This is a genomic window from Acinetobacter pengchengensis, assembly GCF_982235305.1.
Window position 1 is genome coordinate 2,645,097 of sequence record NZ_CEVATJ010000001.1, and the last position, 17,707, is coordinate 2,662,803.

Annotated in this window: 14 protein-coding genes and 1 riboswitch; of the genes, 2 read left to right on the plus strand and 12 right to left on the minus strand. The window is 42.9% G+C overall.

Annotation, left to right across the window (positions count from 1 at the left end; all coding sequences use genetic code 11):
- Positions 1-151: 151 nt before the first annotated feature.
- Complete coding sequence (locus AC0T5Z_RS12845) at positions 152-985, plus strand: putative porin (RefSeq protein ID WP_279687086.1); 834 nt, start codon at positions 152-154, stop codon at positions 983-985.
- A gap of 58 nt (positions 986-1,043) precedes the next feature.
- On the opposite strand, the gene recJ is transcribed toward AC0T5Z_RS12845, so the two are convergent.
- The 10 genes from recJ to AC0T5Z_RS12895 form a co-directional block, all read right to left on the minus strand.
- Positions 1,044-2,747: a single-stranded-DNA-specific exonuclease RecJ gene (gene recJ / locus AC0T5Z_RS12850; protein WP_435337040.1), complete on the minus strand. Its 1,704-nt coding sequence runs from the start codon at positions 2,745-2,747 to the stop codon at positions 1,044-1,046.
- A 13-nt stretch (positions 2,748-2,760) separates the two neighbouring features.
- Positions 2,761-3,417, minus strand: coding sequence for a pyridoxamine 5'-phosphate oxidase (gene pdxH, locus AC0T5Z_RS12855; protein WP_291333894.1), 657 nt, complete (start codon positions 3,415-3,417; stop codon positions 2,761-2,763).
- A 13-nt stretch (positions 3,418-3,430) separates the two neighbouring features.
- Complete coding sequence (glmM, locus tag AC0T5Z_RS12860; RefSeq protein ID WP_435337039.1) at positions 3,431-4,762, minus strand: phosphoglucosamine mutase; 1,332 nt, start codon at positions 4,760-4,762, stop codon at positions 3,431-3,433.
- 120 nt (positions 4,763-4,882) lie between these two features.
- Complete coding sequence (gene guaB, locus AC0T5Z_RS12865) at positions 4,883-6,349, minus strand: IMP dehydrogenase (RefSeq protein WP_291334277.1); 1,467 nt, start codon at positions 6,347-6,349, stop codon at positions 4,883-4,885.
- 327 nt (positions 6,350-6,676) lie between these two features.
- On the minus strand, positions 6,677-7,042 hold the full coding sequence (locus tag AC0T5Z_RS12870) for a YkgJ family cysteine cluster protein (protein ID WP_291334276.1): 366 nt from the start codon (positions 7,040-7,042) through the stop codon (positions 6,677-6,679).
- 106 nt (positions 7,043-7,148) lie between these two features.
- Positions 7,149-7,946, minus strand: a complete 798-nt coding sequence (locus tag AC0T5Z_RS12875) for an oxygen-binding di-iron domain-containing protein (RefSeq protein WP_435337052.1) — start codon at positions 7,944-7,946, stop codon at positions 7,149-7,151.
- A 183-nt stretch (positions 7,947-8,129) separates the two neighbouring features.
- Complete coding sequence (locus AC0T5Z_RS12880; protein ID WP_004974251.1) at positions 8,130-8,705, minus strand: TMEM165/GDT1 family protein; 576 nt, start codon at positions 8,703-8,705, stop codon at positions 8,130-8,132.
- A gap of 70 nt (positions 8,706-8,775) precedes the next feature.
- Positions 8,776-8,936, minus strand: a riboswitch (yybP-ykoY riboswitch).
- Between the two features lie 98 nt (positions 8,937-9,034).
- Positions 9,035-11,020: a 2-oxo acid dehydrogenase subunit E2 gene (locus AC0T5Z_RS12885; RefSeq protein ID WP_473786286.1), complete on the minus strand. Its 1,986-nt coding sequence runs from the start codon at positions 11,018-11,020 to the stop codon at positions 9,035-9,037.
- A 2-nt stretch (positions 11,021-11,022) separates the two neighbouring features.
- Positions 11,023-13,725: a pyruvate dehydrogenase (acetyl-transferring), homodimeric type gene (gene aceE / locus AC0T5Z_RS12890; RefSeq protein ID WP_291334273.1), complete on the minus strand. Its 2,703-nt coding sequence runs from the start codon at positions 13,723-13,725 to the stop codon at positions 11,023-11,025.
- A 364-nt stretch (positions 13,726-14,089) separates the two neighbouring features.
- Complete coding sequence (locus tag AC0T5Z_RS12895; protein WP_291334272.1) at positions 14,090-14,773, minus strand: M23 family metallopeptidase; 684 nt, start codon at positions 14,771-14,773, stop codon at positions 14,090-14,092.
- 106 nt (positions 14,774-14,879) lie between these two features.
- On the opposite strand from AC0T5Z_RS12895, the gene AC0T5Z_RS12900 reads away from it, so the two are divergent.
- On the plus strand, positions 14,880-15,320 hold the full coding sequence (locus AC0T5Z_RS12900; RefSeq protein WP_291334271.1) for a DciA family protein: 441 nt from the start codon (positions 14,880-14,882) through the stop codon (positions 15,318-15,320).
- A gap of 97 nt (positions 15,321-15,417) precedes the next feature.
- Here AC0T5Z_RS12900 and lpxC read toward each other — a convergent pair whose 3' ends face one another.
- Positions 15,418-16,320, minus strand: coding sequence for a UDP-3-O-acyl-N-acetylglucosamine deacetylase (gene lpxC / locus AC0T5Z_RS12905; protein ID WP_291334270.1), 903 nt, complete (start codon positions 16,318-16,320; stop codon positions 15,418-15,420).
- Positions 16,321-16,444: 124 nt separating this feature from the next.
- Complete coding sequence (ftsZ, locus tag AC0T5Z_RS12910) at positions 16,445-17,626, minus strand: cell division protein FtsZ (RefSeq protein ID WP_291334269.1); 1,182 nt, start codon at positions 17,624-17,626, stop codon at positions 16,445-16,447.
- Between the last annotated feature and the right edge of the window lie 81 nt (positions 17,627-17,707).

The following is a 17,707-nucleotide window of genomic DNA, read 5'->3' on the forward strand; positions in this document are numbered from 1 at the left end:
AACAGCACTCTTCTTCGGAAGGGTGCTTTTTTATGCTCCAAAATAAAGCAGTTAGGTAGAAATAGTGCATTGACTGTATGTTTATTTTCCGTACAATGAGCAATAACTGTAACAAAACAGTCATATTTCTATAACAGAGGGCATCTCACTTATGTTTAAAAAACTTGCGCTTGCAACTGCTCTTCTTGCTGGTTTAAGTACTGCTCATGCATATCAATTCGAAATCAATGGGGGTTATGAAAACACTGATTTAGAAGAAAGCAGTGATTTAGATACATTCTTCATTAATGGCAAATATTATTTAAATGGTGTTCAAGTCAAAAATGCACCTTTAGCTGAAGCTGCTTTTTTAGCTAAAGCAAGCAATATCGGTTTAGGTTATGTTAATTCTAACCTTGATGTCACTGATGTTGAGCTTGAAATTGATAGCGTTGGTATTTCTGGTGAATTCTTTATTCCAAATACTCAATTCTACGTATCAGGAAAATTAAACCGTTCTGAAATTACAATCGAAGATGATGAAGATTCGATTTCAGCAGACAACACAGGTTATGCACTAGAAGTGGGTTATTTACCAATCAATGGTTTGTTATTAGCAGCTGGTGTTGCAAAAGAAAATATTGATCCAATCCAAGCAAGCCAAATCGGTTTTATAAACAGTTTTACAAATGTTTGGACTGCTGAAGATGATACTATTGCAACACTTCGCGCAAAATATGTCACTCAAATTGGTAACTATTATACTAATTTTGAAGGTGCAACCTATTTTGCAGATGAAACAGTATATCGTCTAGGTGCAGACCTTTATATCGACCCAACTTTAAGCGTTGGTGTTTCTTTTGCAGATTCAACAGAAGAAGATTTTGATACAATCTTTAATGTGCGTGCACAAAAATTCTTTACCCCAGCATTTGCTGTAGGTGTTAATTACACAACAACTGATGGTGCGGACTCTTACGGCATCAATGGTACATTCCGCTTCTAATCCCTCACATTAAAAGCCAAAAAATCCGCTCAAATTTGAGCGGATTTTTTTATTTTGATTACTGCTCCAAATGCACAATCTGCAACTGCAAACTCACATTGCCATTAAACACATTGCGCTCTAATTCATAAACCAAACGCACATCATCCCGCATCGGGTTAAATTCAAATTTATCTTTGGCACCAAACGCAATCGCATCTACAACTTGCCCATTGTCCAATGCCAAACGCAACTTTAAATGACTGTCCTTCAACCATCTAAAATCGACCACTTTAAACCGTCCTTCAAACACAGGCTGCGGAAATTTCTGTCCCCACGGCGCCAAATGCTGTAATAAATCCACCGTGTGTAAAGCAAAAGCTTCTTGCGGCAATTCACCATCTGTCCACAGCACGGCATGAAATAAATCCGCATCCATTTGCGCAATGATCTGTTCAAAGACCTGTTTAAATTCTGCAAAGTGCGCCTTTTTAATGGTCAAACCTGCCGCAGCCGCATGCCCACCAAAATGACTAACCAAGTGTGGATATTGTTCTGCAACCAATTCTATAGTGTCACGTATGTGAATCCCCTCAATTGAACGGGCAGAACCTTTGATATGCTCACCATCTTCATCGGCAGCAAATACAATCGCAGGACGATGAAACTGTTCCTTTAAGCGTCCTGCAACAATCCCAATCACACCTTGGTGCCAATGTTCTTCAAACATAATCAACGCATGCGGTAAATCACTTTGATCTAACTGCAGCTTTTCCAATTCTGCCAGCGCATCCTGTTTAATTTGCCCTTCAACCTGACGGCGTTCCTGATTCAAAGCATTTAACTGACGCGCCAAAGCATAGGCACTTTGCATATCCGCTGCCAATAAACACTCAATTCCAATGTCCATGGTTTCCATGCGCCCTGCAGCATTAATACGTGGCCCCAAGACAAAACCTAAATCCTGCGCTTTGAGCTGTGCGGGTTCTCGTCCTGCCAAGTCCAGCAATGCACTAATCCCTGGACGACATAAATTCTGCTGTATCCGTTTTAAGCCTGCATCCACCAAAATACGGTTGTTATAATCCAGACTGGCGACATCGGCATAGGTACCCAAAGCCACTAAATCTAAATATTGAGTCAAATTTGCAGCAGGTTTGCCCTGTTTTTTACGCTGACTGGATAAGTTCGCCAAAACGTAAAATGCCACGCCCACTCCCGCCAAAGCTTTACTTGGGAAATCACAACCCAATTGATTCGGATTCACCACAGCCTCTGCATTTGGGGTGGCTTTTGTAGTGAGGTGGTGATCGGTGATGATGACCTGCATCCCCAAAGCTTGCGCACGTTCCACGCCCGTATGACTGGAAATCCCGTTATCTACCGTAATTAATAAATCAGGCGCATAACGCTCAAAAGCCAAATCGGCAATGGCGGGGGTTAAGCCATAACCATATTTAAAACGGTCAGGTACTAAATACTGCACCTGTGCGCCCATTTCGCGCAGTGCCAGAATCATGAGTGTGGTACTGGTCGCGCCATCGGCATCGTAATCGCCCACAATTACAATTTTTTTCTGCTGATCAATTGCCTGATCCATTAGCTGAATTGCTTCAGGTAGACCTTTCATATCTGGGGCAAGCAAGTGCTTCAGTTTAAGTTCTAGCTCCTGCTCCGACGTAACGCCACGGCGCGCTAAAATTTGGGCAACAAATGTAGAGACGCCCTGAAAGTTTTCAGGGCGTGTAAGTAAAGGTCTTTGTTTTATTAGAATTTTTGACATAGTTTCCAGTCATTTAAGGCATCAAGCGTTGTAGTTTCCACTCACCTTCAATTTTTTCATAAGCTAAGCGGTCATGCAAACGGTTCGGACGACCTTGCCAAAATTCGTAATAATCAGGCTGCAAGCGGTAGCCACCCCAAAATACGGGTTTTTGCAATTCAGATTGATCAACCACTTGGGCATGCAAGTCTTGAAAACGCGCCTGTAATTCTTCACGGCTAGTAATCACACCACTTTGCGGGGTACTAATATGTGCAGCAATCTGATTGTCACGTGGGCGTTTGTGATAGTACGCTGTCGACTCTTGCTCATCAATTTTTTCGACATAGCCACTCACCCGAATTTGACGTTCTAGCTCAGGCCAGTAAAACAATAATTCCGCATAAGGATTCGCTGCTAAATCTAGCCCTTTTTGACTGTCATAATTGGTATAAAAGTCATAGCCTGCCTCGGTTGCTCCGCGCAATAATACCGTACGCACATGCGGGCGACCTTGGGCATTGGCAGTAGCCAATGACATGGCATAGGGTTCATGTAATTTAGCTTCTAAAGCATGGTTAAACCAATTCAAAAACTGAATATGCGGATTGGCACTCACCTGCGCTTCCAACAATTCACCTTTTTGGTAACTTAAACGCAATTCACTTAAATCTTTGATTAAATCACTCACGATTTATACCCCTTTAGATTGCATGACGACGTACAGCATCTGCCAAATGTTTTGCCAATGCGCTTACTTCAGCCAAATCATCACCTTCCACCATCACACGAATCACAGGTTCAGTGCCCGATTTACGAATCAATAAGCGTCCACGACCTTTCAGCTGTTCCTTGGCACGATCAAACTCTTCCACCAAGGCAGGAACGCTATACGGGTCAAACATATTTGCTAAGCGCACATTTTCCAACACGTTTGGCAACAGTTTAAAATCTGTCACCAATTCATGCAGGGCTTTATTTTTTTCGACCATCACCGTTAACACTTGCAAGGCAGCAATAATTGCATCACCTGTAGTGCTCTTATCCAAAGTCAAAATATGTCCCGATGGCTCACCACCAATGACCCAGCCATTTTCTTCTAGACCTTGTAGCACGTAACGGTCACCGACATTGGCACGCAATAAAGGCACTTGGGCTTTTTCTAAAGCCAATTCCAACGCCATATTGCTCATCAATGTGCCTACAATTCCTGCAGGTTTTTTCGAGCCTTGCGTGGCAAGAATATATAAAATATGGTCACCATCAATCAGCTTGCCATGACGGTCTACCAAAATTACACGGTCGGCATCGCCATCAAAAGCAATCCCCAAATCGGCTTGATGATCCAACACCGCCTTTTGTAAATGCTCAGGATGAGTCGAACCACAATGTTCATTAATATTTAAACCATTCGGTTCATTGTGAATAGCAAAGACTTTGGCACCCAGTTCACGGAATACTGCAGGGCCGACGTTATAGGCTGCACCGTTGGCACAATCGACCACAATGGTCAGGTCATTTAAATCTAAATGATATGGGAAAGTCGATTTACAAAACTCAATGTAACGCCCATTGGCATCTTTTACACGAACACTTTTACCCAAGTTGGCTGTGTCTTCAATTTTTAACTCTTGCTGTAATTCTTGGTTAATTTCTTCTTGTATCGTATCTGGAAGTTTTTTCCCTTCACCGGAGAAAAATTTAATTCCGTTATCAAAATACGGGTTATGTGAAGCTGAAATCACAATGCCTAAACTGGCATGCAAAGCACGGGTCAAGTGTGCAATGGCTGGGGTTGGTAATGGGCCCAACAAGTGTACATATACACCTGCGGCGTTCAAACCCGCCTGTAACGCTGCTTCTAAAATATAGCCTGAAAGACGTGTATCTTTACCTAATACCACGATTGGTTTATTTTTTTTGGTGTGCTTTTTTAAAACTTTACCTGCTGCAAAACCCAGTTTTAATGCAAATTCAGGTGTAATAGGTAACTCTCCGAACTTCCCTCGAATGCCGTCTGTACCAAAATAACTCATATTGTTCTCACTTCTTAGAGGTGATCTTTATCATCACTTTTTTACTGCAAGTTACTTTACACCAAAAATGAAAAAGCCGTCACATTGATGACGGCTTTTATTTGAAAACGATACTAAAAATTAACCAACACGATAGTTCGGCGCTTCTTTAGTAATCGTCACATCATGTACGTGAGATTCCTGCATACCTGCTGCAGTAATTTTCACGAATTTTGCATTCTGACGTAGGTCTTCAATGGTTGAAGAACCTGTATACCCCATAGATGAACGCAGACCGCCCATCATTTGATGCACGATGTTACCCATTGGACCTTTATACGGCACACGACCTTCAATACCCTCTGGTACAAGTTTTTCTGCACCTGCTTTAGAGTCTTGGAAATAACGGTCTGCAGAACCTGTTGCACCCGCCATTGCACCCAATGACCCCATGCCACGGTAAGCTTTATAGTAACGGCCTTGGAAGAATTCAACTTCGCCCGGTGCTTCTTCAGTACCTGCAAGCAATGAACCGACCATAATCGTACTTGCACCTGCACCAATCGCTTTGGCCATATCACCAGAGAAGCGAATACCACCATCGGCAATTAATGGAATCTGTTCTTTCAATGCATTGGCAACAGAATCAATTGCAGAGATTTGTGGCATACCAATACCAGCCACAATACGTGTGGTACAAATCGAACCTGGACCAATCCCCACTTTCACTGCGTCTGCACCTGCATCTAACAATGCCAAAGCAGCATCGCCAGTTGCAATGTTACCGCCAATCACTTGAACTTGTGGATAGTTGGCTTTTACCCAACGTACACGTTCAATTACACCTGCAGAGTGACCATGTGCAGTATCGACTACAATTGCATCGACACCTGCTTCAACTAATGCTTCTACACGGCTTGGCGTTTCTGCACCTGTACCCACGGCAGCACCCACACGTAAACGACCTAAGTCATCTTTACAGCTATTTGGGTACAATTCTGCTTTACGGAAGTCTGTGACCGTAATTAAACCTTTTAATTCCTGCTGGTCATTCACCACCAAGACTTTTTCAATACGGTGCTGTTGCAACAAAGCTTGAATATTTTCTTTAGATTCGTCTTCGCGTACTGTCACTAAACGATCTTGACCTGTCATGATGTTGCTAACAGGTTGTTCAAGGTTGGTTTCAAAACGTGTATCACGCCCTGTCACAATACCAACAACTTTGCCATTTTTAACTACAGGTACACCGCTAATATTGTTGGCTTGGGTCAGCGCAATCAATTCACGTACTGTCGTTTCAGGCGTTACGGTAATCGGGTCTTTCACCATACCCGCTTCAAATTTTTTCACACGGCGCACTTCGGCTGCTTGCGCAACGATGTCCATGTTTTTATGCAAAATACCAATACCACCGTTTTGCGCCATCGCAATTGCCATACGAGATTCAGTCACCGTATCCATTGCTGCTGAAACAAGTGGAATATTCAGGTCAATGCCGCGCGTAAAACGTGTCTTTAAGGAGACATCTTTTGGAAGAACAGTAGAATAGGCAGGGAGTAATAAGACATCATCGAAGGTTAACGCTTCTTGAACGATGGTCAGCATAACAGTCTCACTGGTAATTTCCGTGAGCCATTATAAACAAATCTAGGCACAAATTTCATTTGTTCTCTAAGAAATATTTTTATTCTGCTCTTCTGGGGGATGCTGCATGAAAAAATCGGCAATTTTCATCTAAAAATTGAGGTTTTCACCCCTAGTTTACTTTTTAGCCGCACAGATTTAAAAATTGTGATGTTTCATTTTTCAGCCTGATCAAGCCGCTTCAATCTGAAGCATGATTTGGCTATCTATTCCAAATTAGCCACAAAAAAAGCAAAGCAGCAGCCTTGCTTTTTCAATCTGGATTGCCATCAACAACTGACTTCACAATTAAACGACTTGATCGAAGTCATCATCATTCACAGATATGGCTGGATCGACCTGCACAAATGGAATCATATTATGTGCAAGGCGGGCTTTGTTGCATTGGTCATCGGCAATTTGTACTTCTTTGCAAGAGCTGCTACGCAATTCATAAATCCCGCAGCTCACTTGCTGTCCAACCTCACCTTGTAAAGCAATACAACGTGGCTGACTTTGGTTTGTCCCGCACATACATGAATACACTGCTGTCACTGGTTCCGTGTAGTGCTCAGGCATATTTATGCCTTCAGCCCAATAAAATGAAACACGGAAATAAGCGCAACACGCGCCACAGCTTAAGCAGGCATCCTGTGTAGGTACTTGAGACAACATTCGTTAAGTTCTCGCCATCAAAAAAATCGTTTTTGGGAGAAAATCTTAAAAAAAGTTGTTTTTGCACTCAAGTTTTTTTTACAGTTTTTTCAGCTTTTTTTGTTGCTTATTCGGGGCAGCTAAACACGTGCTCATCCATCAAATCGACGCCACATTCCAATGTTTCAATCCAGTCTAGGAATTGATTCACCTGTTCTTTACCCACAAATGGTGTACCGTGTTGCGGCACAATCATTTCAACGTCCATGCTGCGCACCATATTCACCCATAGGCGAATCACTTTATTGGAACACATATACCGCTGATGGAAGCCTTTCATAGTAGGAATATGCGCAGCAAAATCAGTCAATGGAATTGAAGCATCTTCTACCATCGATGCACCCATATCGCCAGAAAATAAAATTTTAGCAATAGGATCATAAAACTGGAAATTACCGACAGAGTGCAAGAAGTGCGCAGGCACAGCTATAATTTTAGACTCACCCAAAGGAATCGCTTGACCTTCATCTGGCAGTTCCACCAAACGATCTAGCCAGTTGCCTTTCATACGATCACTCATAAAAGATGAGCTTAAGTGCGGCAAGAAACGCGCCCACAATTTTGATGCTACGATTTTTGCTTCGGTATAGACCAACCAACGCGGCATTGAAGTGATGATGTCTGGGTCTTGGTGCGATGCCATGACATAATCAAGATTGGTTAAACGGGTATATTTGTTTAATTCCATGGTCAGTGGCACATAGGTCAGGTCGCCACCCGGGTCTAGCACTGCAGCACGGTTATTATCAATAATCAGAAATTGGTTGGCCTGAACACCTTCACCTTTGACCAAACTGGTAAAACTAATACATTTATGTGTCCCATTATCAAATAAGACCTGCGATGTTGTACGGTCAAATGCCATAACCAAACCCCAATTTTTCATTTAAAAAATACATTTCTATGACTGAATAACATATAGCTATTTATGCGAAGTTACAATAAATAAAATAGCTTGGATTATCTGAAATATCAGTAAATTGCAGCACGACGCACATAAATAAATCCCAAGCAACTCACTCGGGATTTATGCATTTTAATGAATAGTTTAGAATAAATAATGTTGCGCCAAAGTCGACACACCAATAATCAAGAAGATCAAGGCACCGATTTTATGGATTAAAGCAATTGGCAATCGGGTCGCTAATTTATTACCAATAAATACCGCAGGTGCATTGGCCAGCATCATTCCCAAAGTGGTTCCAAGCATGACCCAAAACACGCTGTCATAACGCGCCGCTAAAGCCACGGTGGCAATTTGAGTTTTATCACCAATTTCTGCCAAAAAAAACAACACAAAGGTCGCGCCAAACACCCCGTATTTTTGCCACTTGTTGATGCTTTCAGTTTCATCATCCAATTGGTCTGGAATAAGCATCCAAATCGCCATGCCAATAAAACCTAAAGATAAAATCCACAATAAAATTTCTGGGCTAAGTACCGTGGTAATCCACTGCCCCAAAACTGCAGAAAGTCCGTGATTAATGAGTGTTGCCAGTAAAATAGCAACCAAGATTGGAGCAGGTTTACGAAAACGTGCCGCAAGTAATAAAGCCAATAGTTGGGTTTTATCACCCATTTCGGCTAAGGCGACAATGGCAGTCGAGATGAGGAATTCATACATGATGTTTTCTCTGGCTAGCACACATACCAATGACCTATCCCTCCTGCTAGCCAAAATCTGCAGAGTGATAAATCAAAGGTCTTGCCAACAAAAGAAAGCTTGAAAAAGCTGACTTGGTTCTTTGCTATGATGACCATGTTCTGTGGAACAAATATGTTGACCATCACCTTTTTACTTAATCTAGTTTAAACAGAAATCAGTAAAAAGCGGCTACTCCCCAATGAAGTAAAGCTATTCTAAACGGAATACTGCGCTTAAGCAAATTTAGCCGAGTAACGGCACTGACAAAAAACCCTGCCGCAGCAGGGTTTTGTAAAGCTTTTCTGAATTTAGAGCAGTAAGCTACGAATATCAGCCAATAATTGGGTCAGTTTATGGGTAAAACGTGCTGCATCTGCGCCATTAATCACCCGATGGTCATACGACAATGACAACGGCAACATCAAGCGCGGATCAAAACTTTCACCATTCCAGACAGGCTGCATGGTGGCAGGTGAAATACCCAAAATCGCAACCTGCGGCCAGTTCACCAATGGCGTAAATGCCGTACCGCCAATCGAACCTAAACTGGTGATGGTAAAGTTTGCGCCTTGTAAATCTTTAGGCGACAACTTTTTATCACGCGCTTTTTGGCTGAGCTCGCCCAGTTCAATCGCAATTTGTTTAATCGATTTCTGATCTGGATTGCGTAGCACAGGCACGGTTAAACCATCAGGGGTTGCTACGGCTATGCCCATGTGGATTTCTTTACGTAACAGTACCGATTTTTGATCGTCTGCCAAATGTGCAGCAAAATACGGCTCATCTTTCAGCAAATGCGCCACAGCTTTAGCAATGAACGCCAAAATGGTCAGGCTGACACCTTCTTTTTTGAAGTTGGCTTTTAATTCACCACGCCATGCTTCTAGCTCAGTAATATCGGCCAAATCAAATTGCGTGACTTGTGGAATGTAATTGTTCAGGGACAATTGCGGAATTGACACTTGTTGTAAACGCGTCAAACCTTTTTCTTCAACACCACCAAATGCACTAAAGTCAGGCAGCTTTGGCAAACCTGTAACTTGCTGCGTTGTAGCAGCCACAGGAGCAGTCTGCGGCGCAGTAAGACGCGCTTTAACATAAGCCTTCAAGTCTTCTTTGAGTACACGTGCATGTGGGCCAGTAGCCTTTACATCGGCTAAAACGACACCTAACTCACGTGCCAGTTTACGCACAGCAGGACCTGCATACACTTTTGCATTGGCTTCATGTTGTGCCTTGCTCAGTTTGTCTACATTCGTATACGCATTTGCTGCAACTGTCGTGGTTTGTGCTGTAGATGCAGCGCTGACTGCTGGCGATGCACTTGGTACAGAGGCAACTTGGGCTGCCGAAACTGCTGTTGGTGCAGCTGCATCTGCAGTCACTATTGTCACTAAGGCATTGCCCTGCGCAACACTTTGTCCTAATTCCACGTGGATGGCTTGAATCACGCCTGCAGTAGTACTTGGCACTTCAACTGTGGCTTTGTCTGATTCCACCACAATCAAACTTTGGTCAGCGGCAACTGTATCGCCTACTTGTACTAAAATTTCTGCCACTGTGGCTTTATCGACCCCTAAATCAGGTACTGCAACTTCAACCTGAGCTGATGCTGTAGTTTGTGGTGCCGATGCACTTGTTGCTGCACTCACTGGTGCGACAGCCTCTTCTACTGGTACTGATTGAGGTGTTTCCATCTGTGTGACTGCGCTAGATGTGGCAGTTTTCACTTTCAGAATCACCACACCTTCTTTTACGGTATCTCCCGTATTGATTTGGATGGCAGTGACTGTACCCGACACCGTACTAGGCACTTCTACTGTGGCTTTGTCCGACTCTACTACAATAAGGCTTTGATCAACATCAATCACATCGCCGACTTTTACTAGAATTTCCCCAACAACAGCTTTTTCCACGCCAATGTCAGGTACTTTTACATCTACTTCTTGTGCAGTGTTTGATACAACTGAGCTTGGCGCAGCAGCAACTACTGGTTCAGCATCTTGCTTTGGTGCAGCATCTACTTCGATTTGCGGTGCAGCAACTTCTGTAACAGCTGCAGATTGAACTTCAGTTTCTAACTCAATCAGTACTGCACCTTCAGTCACTTCATCGCCTTGTTGTACCAAAATGCTTTTCACTACTCCTGCAGCGGTGCTGGGTACTTCAACAGAAGCTTTGTCTGATTCCAATAGGACAATGCTGTCATCAACTGCAATCGTGTCGCCAACTTTGACAAGAATATCTGCAACAGTGGCTTTATCGACACCAATATCAGGCGTTTGAATTTGCATGATCAGTGCTCCTCTTTGTAGTCAGCAACCGCTTGTACTTCAGGAACCGCTTGCGGTGCCCACGCGACAGGACGATCTGTATCTAACTCAAATGTCGAGATTGCATCTTTGACTAAGCGTGCATCGACTTCGCCTTCATCAGCCAGTTTTTTCAAGGTTGCTACCACAATGTGTGCAGCATCGACCCCAAAGTAGCTACGCAAGTTACCGCGGGTATCGGAACGACCATAACCATCGGTACCTAAGGCAACAAATGGACGGTTGTCTGGCAAGTAACCGCGAATTTGCTCGCTATAGGCGCGCATGTGATCGGTTGCAGACACTACAATGCCGTCTTTGCCACGTAACTGTTGTGAAACCCAAGGCTCTTTGCTTTCTTCGGCCAATGGATGCAAACGGTTGTACTCTTCACACGCCATACCATCACGCGCCAATTCGTTGAAACTGGTCACACTGTAGACATTCGAGTGAATTTGATACTCTTCACGCAAAATTTTCGCCGCTTTAATGACTTCACGCAGAATTACACCTGAACCCAACAATTGAACCGTGGCTTTTTCATCTTCCTGCAGTAAATACATACCGCGCTTAATGCCTTCTTCCACACCTTGCGGCATTTCAGGATGCTCGTAGTTTTCATTCATGACAGTGAGGTAATAGAACACGCGCTCCTGATTGACATACATGCGCTGTAAACCATCATGCACAATCACGGCAAGCTCATAACCAAAACATGGGTCATAGGACACACAGTTTGGAATGGTATTGGCTAAAATATGCGAGTGACCATCTTGGTGTTGTAAACCTTCACCATTGAGTGTGGTACGTCCTGCAGTGGCACCCAACAAGAAACCTTGCGCCTGTGCATCACCTGCTGCCCATGCGATATCGCCAATACGCTGAAAACCAAACATGGAGTAGTACATGTACATTGGAATCATTGGTAAGTTATTGGTTGAATAACTGGTACCCAAAGCTGCCCAAGCACTCATTGCACCTGCTTCATTAATGCCCTCTTGCAGCATGTGACCGTCTTTGGCTTCACGATAATGCATCAACTGTTCTTGGTCTTCTGGGGTGTATTTTTGCCCATGCGCGGCATAAATACCCAATTGACGGAACATGCCTTCTAAACCGAAAGTACGTGCTTCATCAGGTACAATCGGTACCACACGGTCTTTAATGGCTTTTTCTTTGAGCAAGGCTGAAATCAAACGCACCATCACCATCGTGGTCGATTGTTCTTTGCCACCTGAACCCGCCAAAACTGAATCGAAAACTGATAATTCAGGAATTTGTAAAGCTTCGCTGTCTTTACGGCGCGCAGGCAAATAACCGCCCAACGCTTCACGACGCGCTTTCATATATTTTAATTCAGGCGAGTTTTCACTTGGACGATAGAATGGCACTTCCTCAAGTTGCTCATCGCTGAATGGCAAGTTAAAGCGGTCACGCACATATTTTAAAGAATCCAACTGCATTTTTTTGATTTGGTGGGTTTTGTTCACCGCTTCAATTTCATCCGACAAACCATAACCTTTGACCGTTTTGGCTAAAATGACCGTTGGCTGACCTTTGGCCTTACATGCTTCAGCATACGCCGCAAACACTTTATACGGATCGTGACCACCACGGTTCAGGTTATCAATATCTTCATCGCTTAAATCTTTGATCAATTCTTTGGCTTCAGGATATTTACCAAAGAATTTCTCACGGGCGTATGCACCGCCTTTCACTTGTAAACGCTGATAATCACCATCGACCGCTTCTTCCATGATGGCTTTTAATGCACCTGTATCATCTTTGTCCAATAAAGCATCCCAATGACGCCCCCAAACTACTTTAATCACGCGCCAACCTGCACCACGGAATAATGATTCAAGTTCTTGAATGATTTTACCGTTACCACGTACAGGCCCATCTAAACGCTGTAAGTTACAGTTGACCACCCAAATCAGGTTATCTAGCTTTTCACGACCTGCGAGTGAAATCGCCCCCAGACTTTCTGGCTCATCCATTTCTCCATCGCCCAGAAATGCCCAGACTTTACGATCTTCTTCTTTAATCAAACCGCGGTTCATTAAATATTTTTGAATATGCGCCTGATAAATTGACATGATTGGACCCAGACCCATTGATACTGTTGGGAACTGCCAATAGTCAGGCATTAAATAAGGATGTGGATAGCTAGGTAAACCGTTACCGCCCACTTCGCGGCGGAAATTATTCAATTGATCTTCAGTTAAACGCCCTTCTAAATATGAACGGGCATAAATACCTGGTGCACAATGACCCTGATAGTAGATCATGTCACCACCAAAGTGATCACTATTGGCACGAAAAAAATGATTAAAACCAACATCATACAATGTTGCTGAAGATGCAAAACTTGCAAGGTGACCACCTAAATCATCACCTGTTTTATTGGCACGCAATACCATTGCCAACGCATTCCAGCGAATCAAGGCACGAATACGGCGCTCCATATCCGGATCGCCAGGCATGGCAGGTTGTTCTTCCACTGAAATAGTATTGAGGTAGGGAGTATTTAATCGCTGAATGGGTACATGTTTTGCAATTGCACGTTGGTACAGTTTTTCGAGTAAAAATGCTGCCCGTTCAGTACCCATATGTTGTAACACAGCATCAAAGGCATCTTGCCATTCTTGGGTTTCTTGTGAGTCCGTATCACCATAAAACGCCATAATTCACTATTCCTAAGCCTAATCGTATGCTTTATATGTATCATAATTTAGACTTTAGTAGTTATGGCTAATCTTAAATGCGTATCCTACATACTATTTAGAAAATAAATAGTAATTGACATTCCCTTACAGCAAATAACAAAAAACCGCCAATTTAGGCGGTTTTTTATACAATACAGCATATACTGCGTGTTATTATTTTTTTAAGTGATAAGTTGAAGTCTAAAAAGTTTCACTGAATTTTGCTCAAAGCAAAAACCTGAGTATAAACAAAAGCGACATTTCCCGCTTTAATTTCATGTTTGAATTTGTAGTGAGTACTTTACAGTGAATGTGGCTAGAACATAAATTTCTAGCCAAAACATTACGGCAACATTGCTAAATAGGTTGATGGGTTCTTACGTTGACCATCTTTCACGACTTCATAATGTAAGTGTGGACCTGTACAACGACCTGTACAACCCACGTTAGCAATATGTTCACCTGCTTCGACGCGGTCACCTACACGTGCAATTAAACGTGAAGCGTGTGCGTAACGCGTGATATAACCATTACCATGGTTAATTTCTACATATTGACCATAACCTGTGCCCCAACCTGACTTGGTTACAATACCTGGACCAGTCGCATAAATTGGTGTACCACTTGGTGCAGCAAGGTCTAAACCTGAGTGGTTTTCAGCACGACCACTCATGACACGACCGCCATAGGTCGAGCTAACGCGTGCATTCGGTAAAGGATGTGATACTAACCACGAATAAGGATTTGAAGAAGCAAAACGGGTACTGGTATTAGAACCATATTTTTGGGCTAAAGAGGCGTTATTTAATTCTGTAGTTTTTTCACGCAATTTAACTGTCATCTGCGTTTGTGCAGGAATGTCAATATCTTGTATTTCTGTATAAGAACCCTGTGACAAGGTACGGGTTAATTGCTCAATACGGTCAGTTGATGAACTTTGAGAATCTAACTCAACTAAATCAGCAAATGCGACAGATGCTGCCGAAGCTGCCAGTGAAAACGCTAATAAAATACGGCGCGAATGCATAAAAAAACCTCTTAACTGTTCTTACTTGAAGTTCCTTGTGATCTCTTCCTTGATATCTACTGAAAGGAAGGCATAAGATTAGGGCATAACCATGAAGGAATGATGTATGTCCGAACCTGTGAATCTCTTTCAACAAACAAGAAAACACATAAAAACAGGAAACCTAACGTTTCTATCAAACCAAGTTGCCGCATGGCAGAAACTTGGCAAACTTATTCAACCTTTACTGCCGCAACCAGAGCAATGGCAGGTGGTTTGTTATCAACAAGGTGTCTTAACCATTACCGGAACCAATCAGGCGATGGTGAGTCAACTTGCTTATTTGCAAAAGCAATACATTACTCAATTGTCACAACTGCATGAGCTTAAAGACTTACAAAAAATCCAAGTTCGTTTAAGAGTTGAATCTCAAACGCCCCCAAAATGCGAAAAGCCTTTAAGAACACTTAGTCCAGAAACTCAAGATATGTTACGAGGTGCTGCTGACTTTGTGAGCGACCCTAAGCTTAGCCAAGCTTTGTTACGTTTGGCAAGCAAAAAAAAATAATTGTTTGCAGAAAACTCCAAAAAACTCTGCTCAATTTTGTGATGAAATTCGCACATTTTTATTGTTACATTATAACGTATTAATAAAAGACAAAGACTTATGTCACATGCACATAAGTGATCGGGCAAGAATTTATGTCATCAAATGTTACAATTTCATAACTACTTGGATCACTCTGAACATTGTGTAATAACTGATTATTTAAGGCATGTCCTGACTTGTAACCATCAAACTTGCCAATAATTTGATGTCCAAGCAAGTATAAATCCCCCACAGCGTCTAAAATTTTATGGCGCACAAACTCGTCAGAGAAGCGCAAACCTTCCTCATTGACCACGCCTGTATCATCTACCCCAATAGCATTATCTAAACTCGCACCCAAAGCCAAATTGTTGGCTTTTAAATAGTCCAAATCTTTCATAAAGCCAAAAGTACGTGCGCCACTCACTTCATAGACAAAGGTTTCTGTAGAAAAGTCGATGGTGGCAGACTGATATTCTTTCTTAAAGGCAGGATGATCAAAGTCGATAGTAAAATTGAGCTGAAAACCTTCATGCGGACTGAACATCGCGCGCTTATCATCAATTAATGCTTCTACAGGTTTTAAAATTTTGATGAACTTTTTAGGAGCCTCCTGTTCTTTTAAACCGCCCTGCATCAACAAATAAATAAAAGGCCCCGCACTGCCATCCATAATAGGCACTTCAGAGGCAGACACTTCAATAATCAAGTTATCAATGCCTAAACCTGCTATTGCACTCATGACATGCTCGATGGTGCCAACTTTGGCATCATCCTGAACCAAATTCGAGCACATAAATGCTTCTTGAATCAGCATGGCATCGGCTGGAATATCAACAGGCGGATTTAAATCGATACGACGAAACACAATTCCCCCATCGACATGATGCGGCACAAAGTTGATCAATACTTTTTGACCACTGTGCAGACCAATACCGCTCGCCTTGACGACACGTTGCAGGGTACGTTGTTTCAGCATGTTCTCAATTCATCTAAATTTTAAAAACCGCTATACGTTAGCATATTCAGCCATTGATAAAAAACAAAAAAGGCAGTTTAAAACTGCCTTTTTCCGATCACACAATCAAATTGAGTATCTTGGCTTATTTACGCTGCTGATTTTTCAAATAGTCTTGAATACTCATCGGCGTTGGACGCGCAGAGCTTGATGTTGTTGTCGCACTAATTGCAGGTGCAGTTTCTGATTGCTGACGCTGAATTGCAGGAACATCATCTTCTTCCACTGCCGCTGTTGGTGCTGCAGAAGTTGTTTGTGTCACAGTGCGTTTAGCAGGCTCTGGTGTATCGCCTGTGTTACGCGCCAAACCTGTAGCAATAACAGTCACACTGATTTCGTCACGCGCTTCAGGGTCAAATACGGTACCGTAGAATACTTGGGTTTGTTCGGTATCTGAAAGTTGATGAATTACCTCCATAATCTCATCAATCTCACCAAAGGTCACATCATCACCACCCGTTACGTTAATCAACAAGCCTTTGGCATTTGCAATGGTCACGCTATCGAGCAATGGGCTGCGAATGGCTTGTTCAGCCGCTTGACGTGCACGGTTTTCACCACGACCTGAACCGACACCCATCATCGCATAACCACGCGTGCTCATTGCCGTTTTCAAGTCAGCAAAGTCTAGGTTGATGTGACCCGGACGTACCACCAAATCAAAAATACTGCGTACACCGTTCAACAAAACGTCATCGGCTTTTTTATACGCATCTTTCATAGAAATATCGCGGTAAACTTTCATTAACCGCTGGTTTGGAATAATGATTAAAGAGTCTACATGCTGCTCTAATGCCGCAATCCCTTTTTCCGCAGAAAGTAAGCGACGCTTACCTTCAAAGTTAAATGGCGTAGTCACCACACCAACAGTCAAAATACCCATTTCTTTGGCAATTTCAGCCACCACTGGCGCAGCACCTGTACCTGTGCCACCACCCATCCCCGCAGTCACAAACACCATGTCTGTGCCTTCAAGTTGCTGACAAATTAACTCACGGCTTTCTTCTGCTGCAGTTTGACCCACTTGAGGATCACCGCCCGCGCCTAAACCACGTGTGCTTTGCTCACCTAGCTGGATTTTGAATTGCGAATTCATGCGATCCAGTGCTTGTTTGTCCGTATTGGCACAAACAAATTTTACACCCTGAATATCTGACTCAAGCATGTGTTGCACAGCGTTACCGCCTGCACCACCAACACCAAACACAGTGAAACGGGCTTGACCGTTGCTATCGGTTTGATCATCTATAAATTCAAATGAGGCCATGACCTTTAGATTTCCTAATATGTTATTGGCAGTCACTTAAGCCCGTATACTGCCTTGATCTTCATAAAAATTATTTTTAAG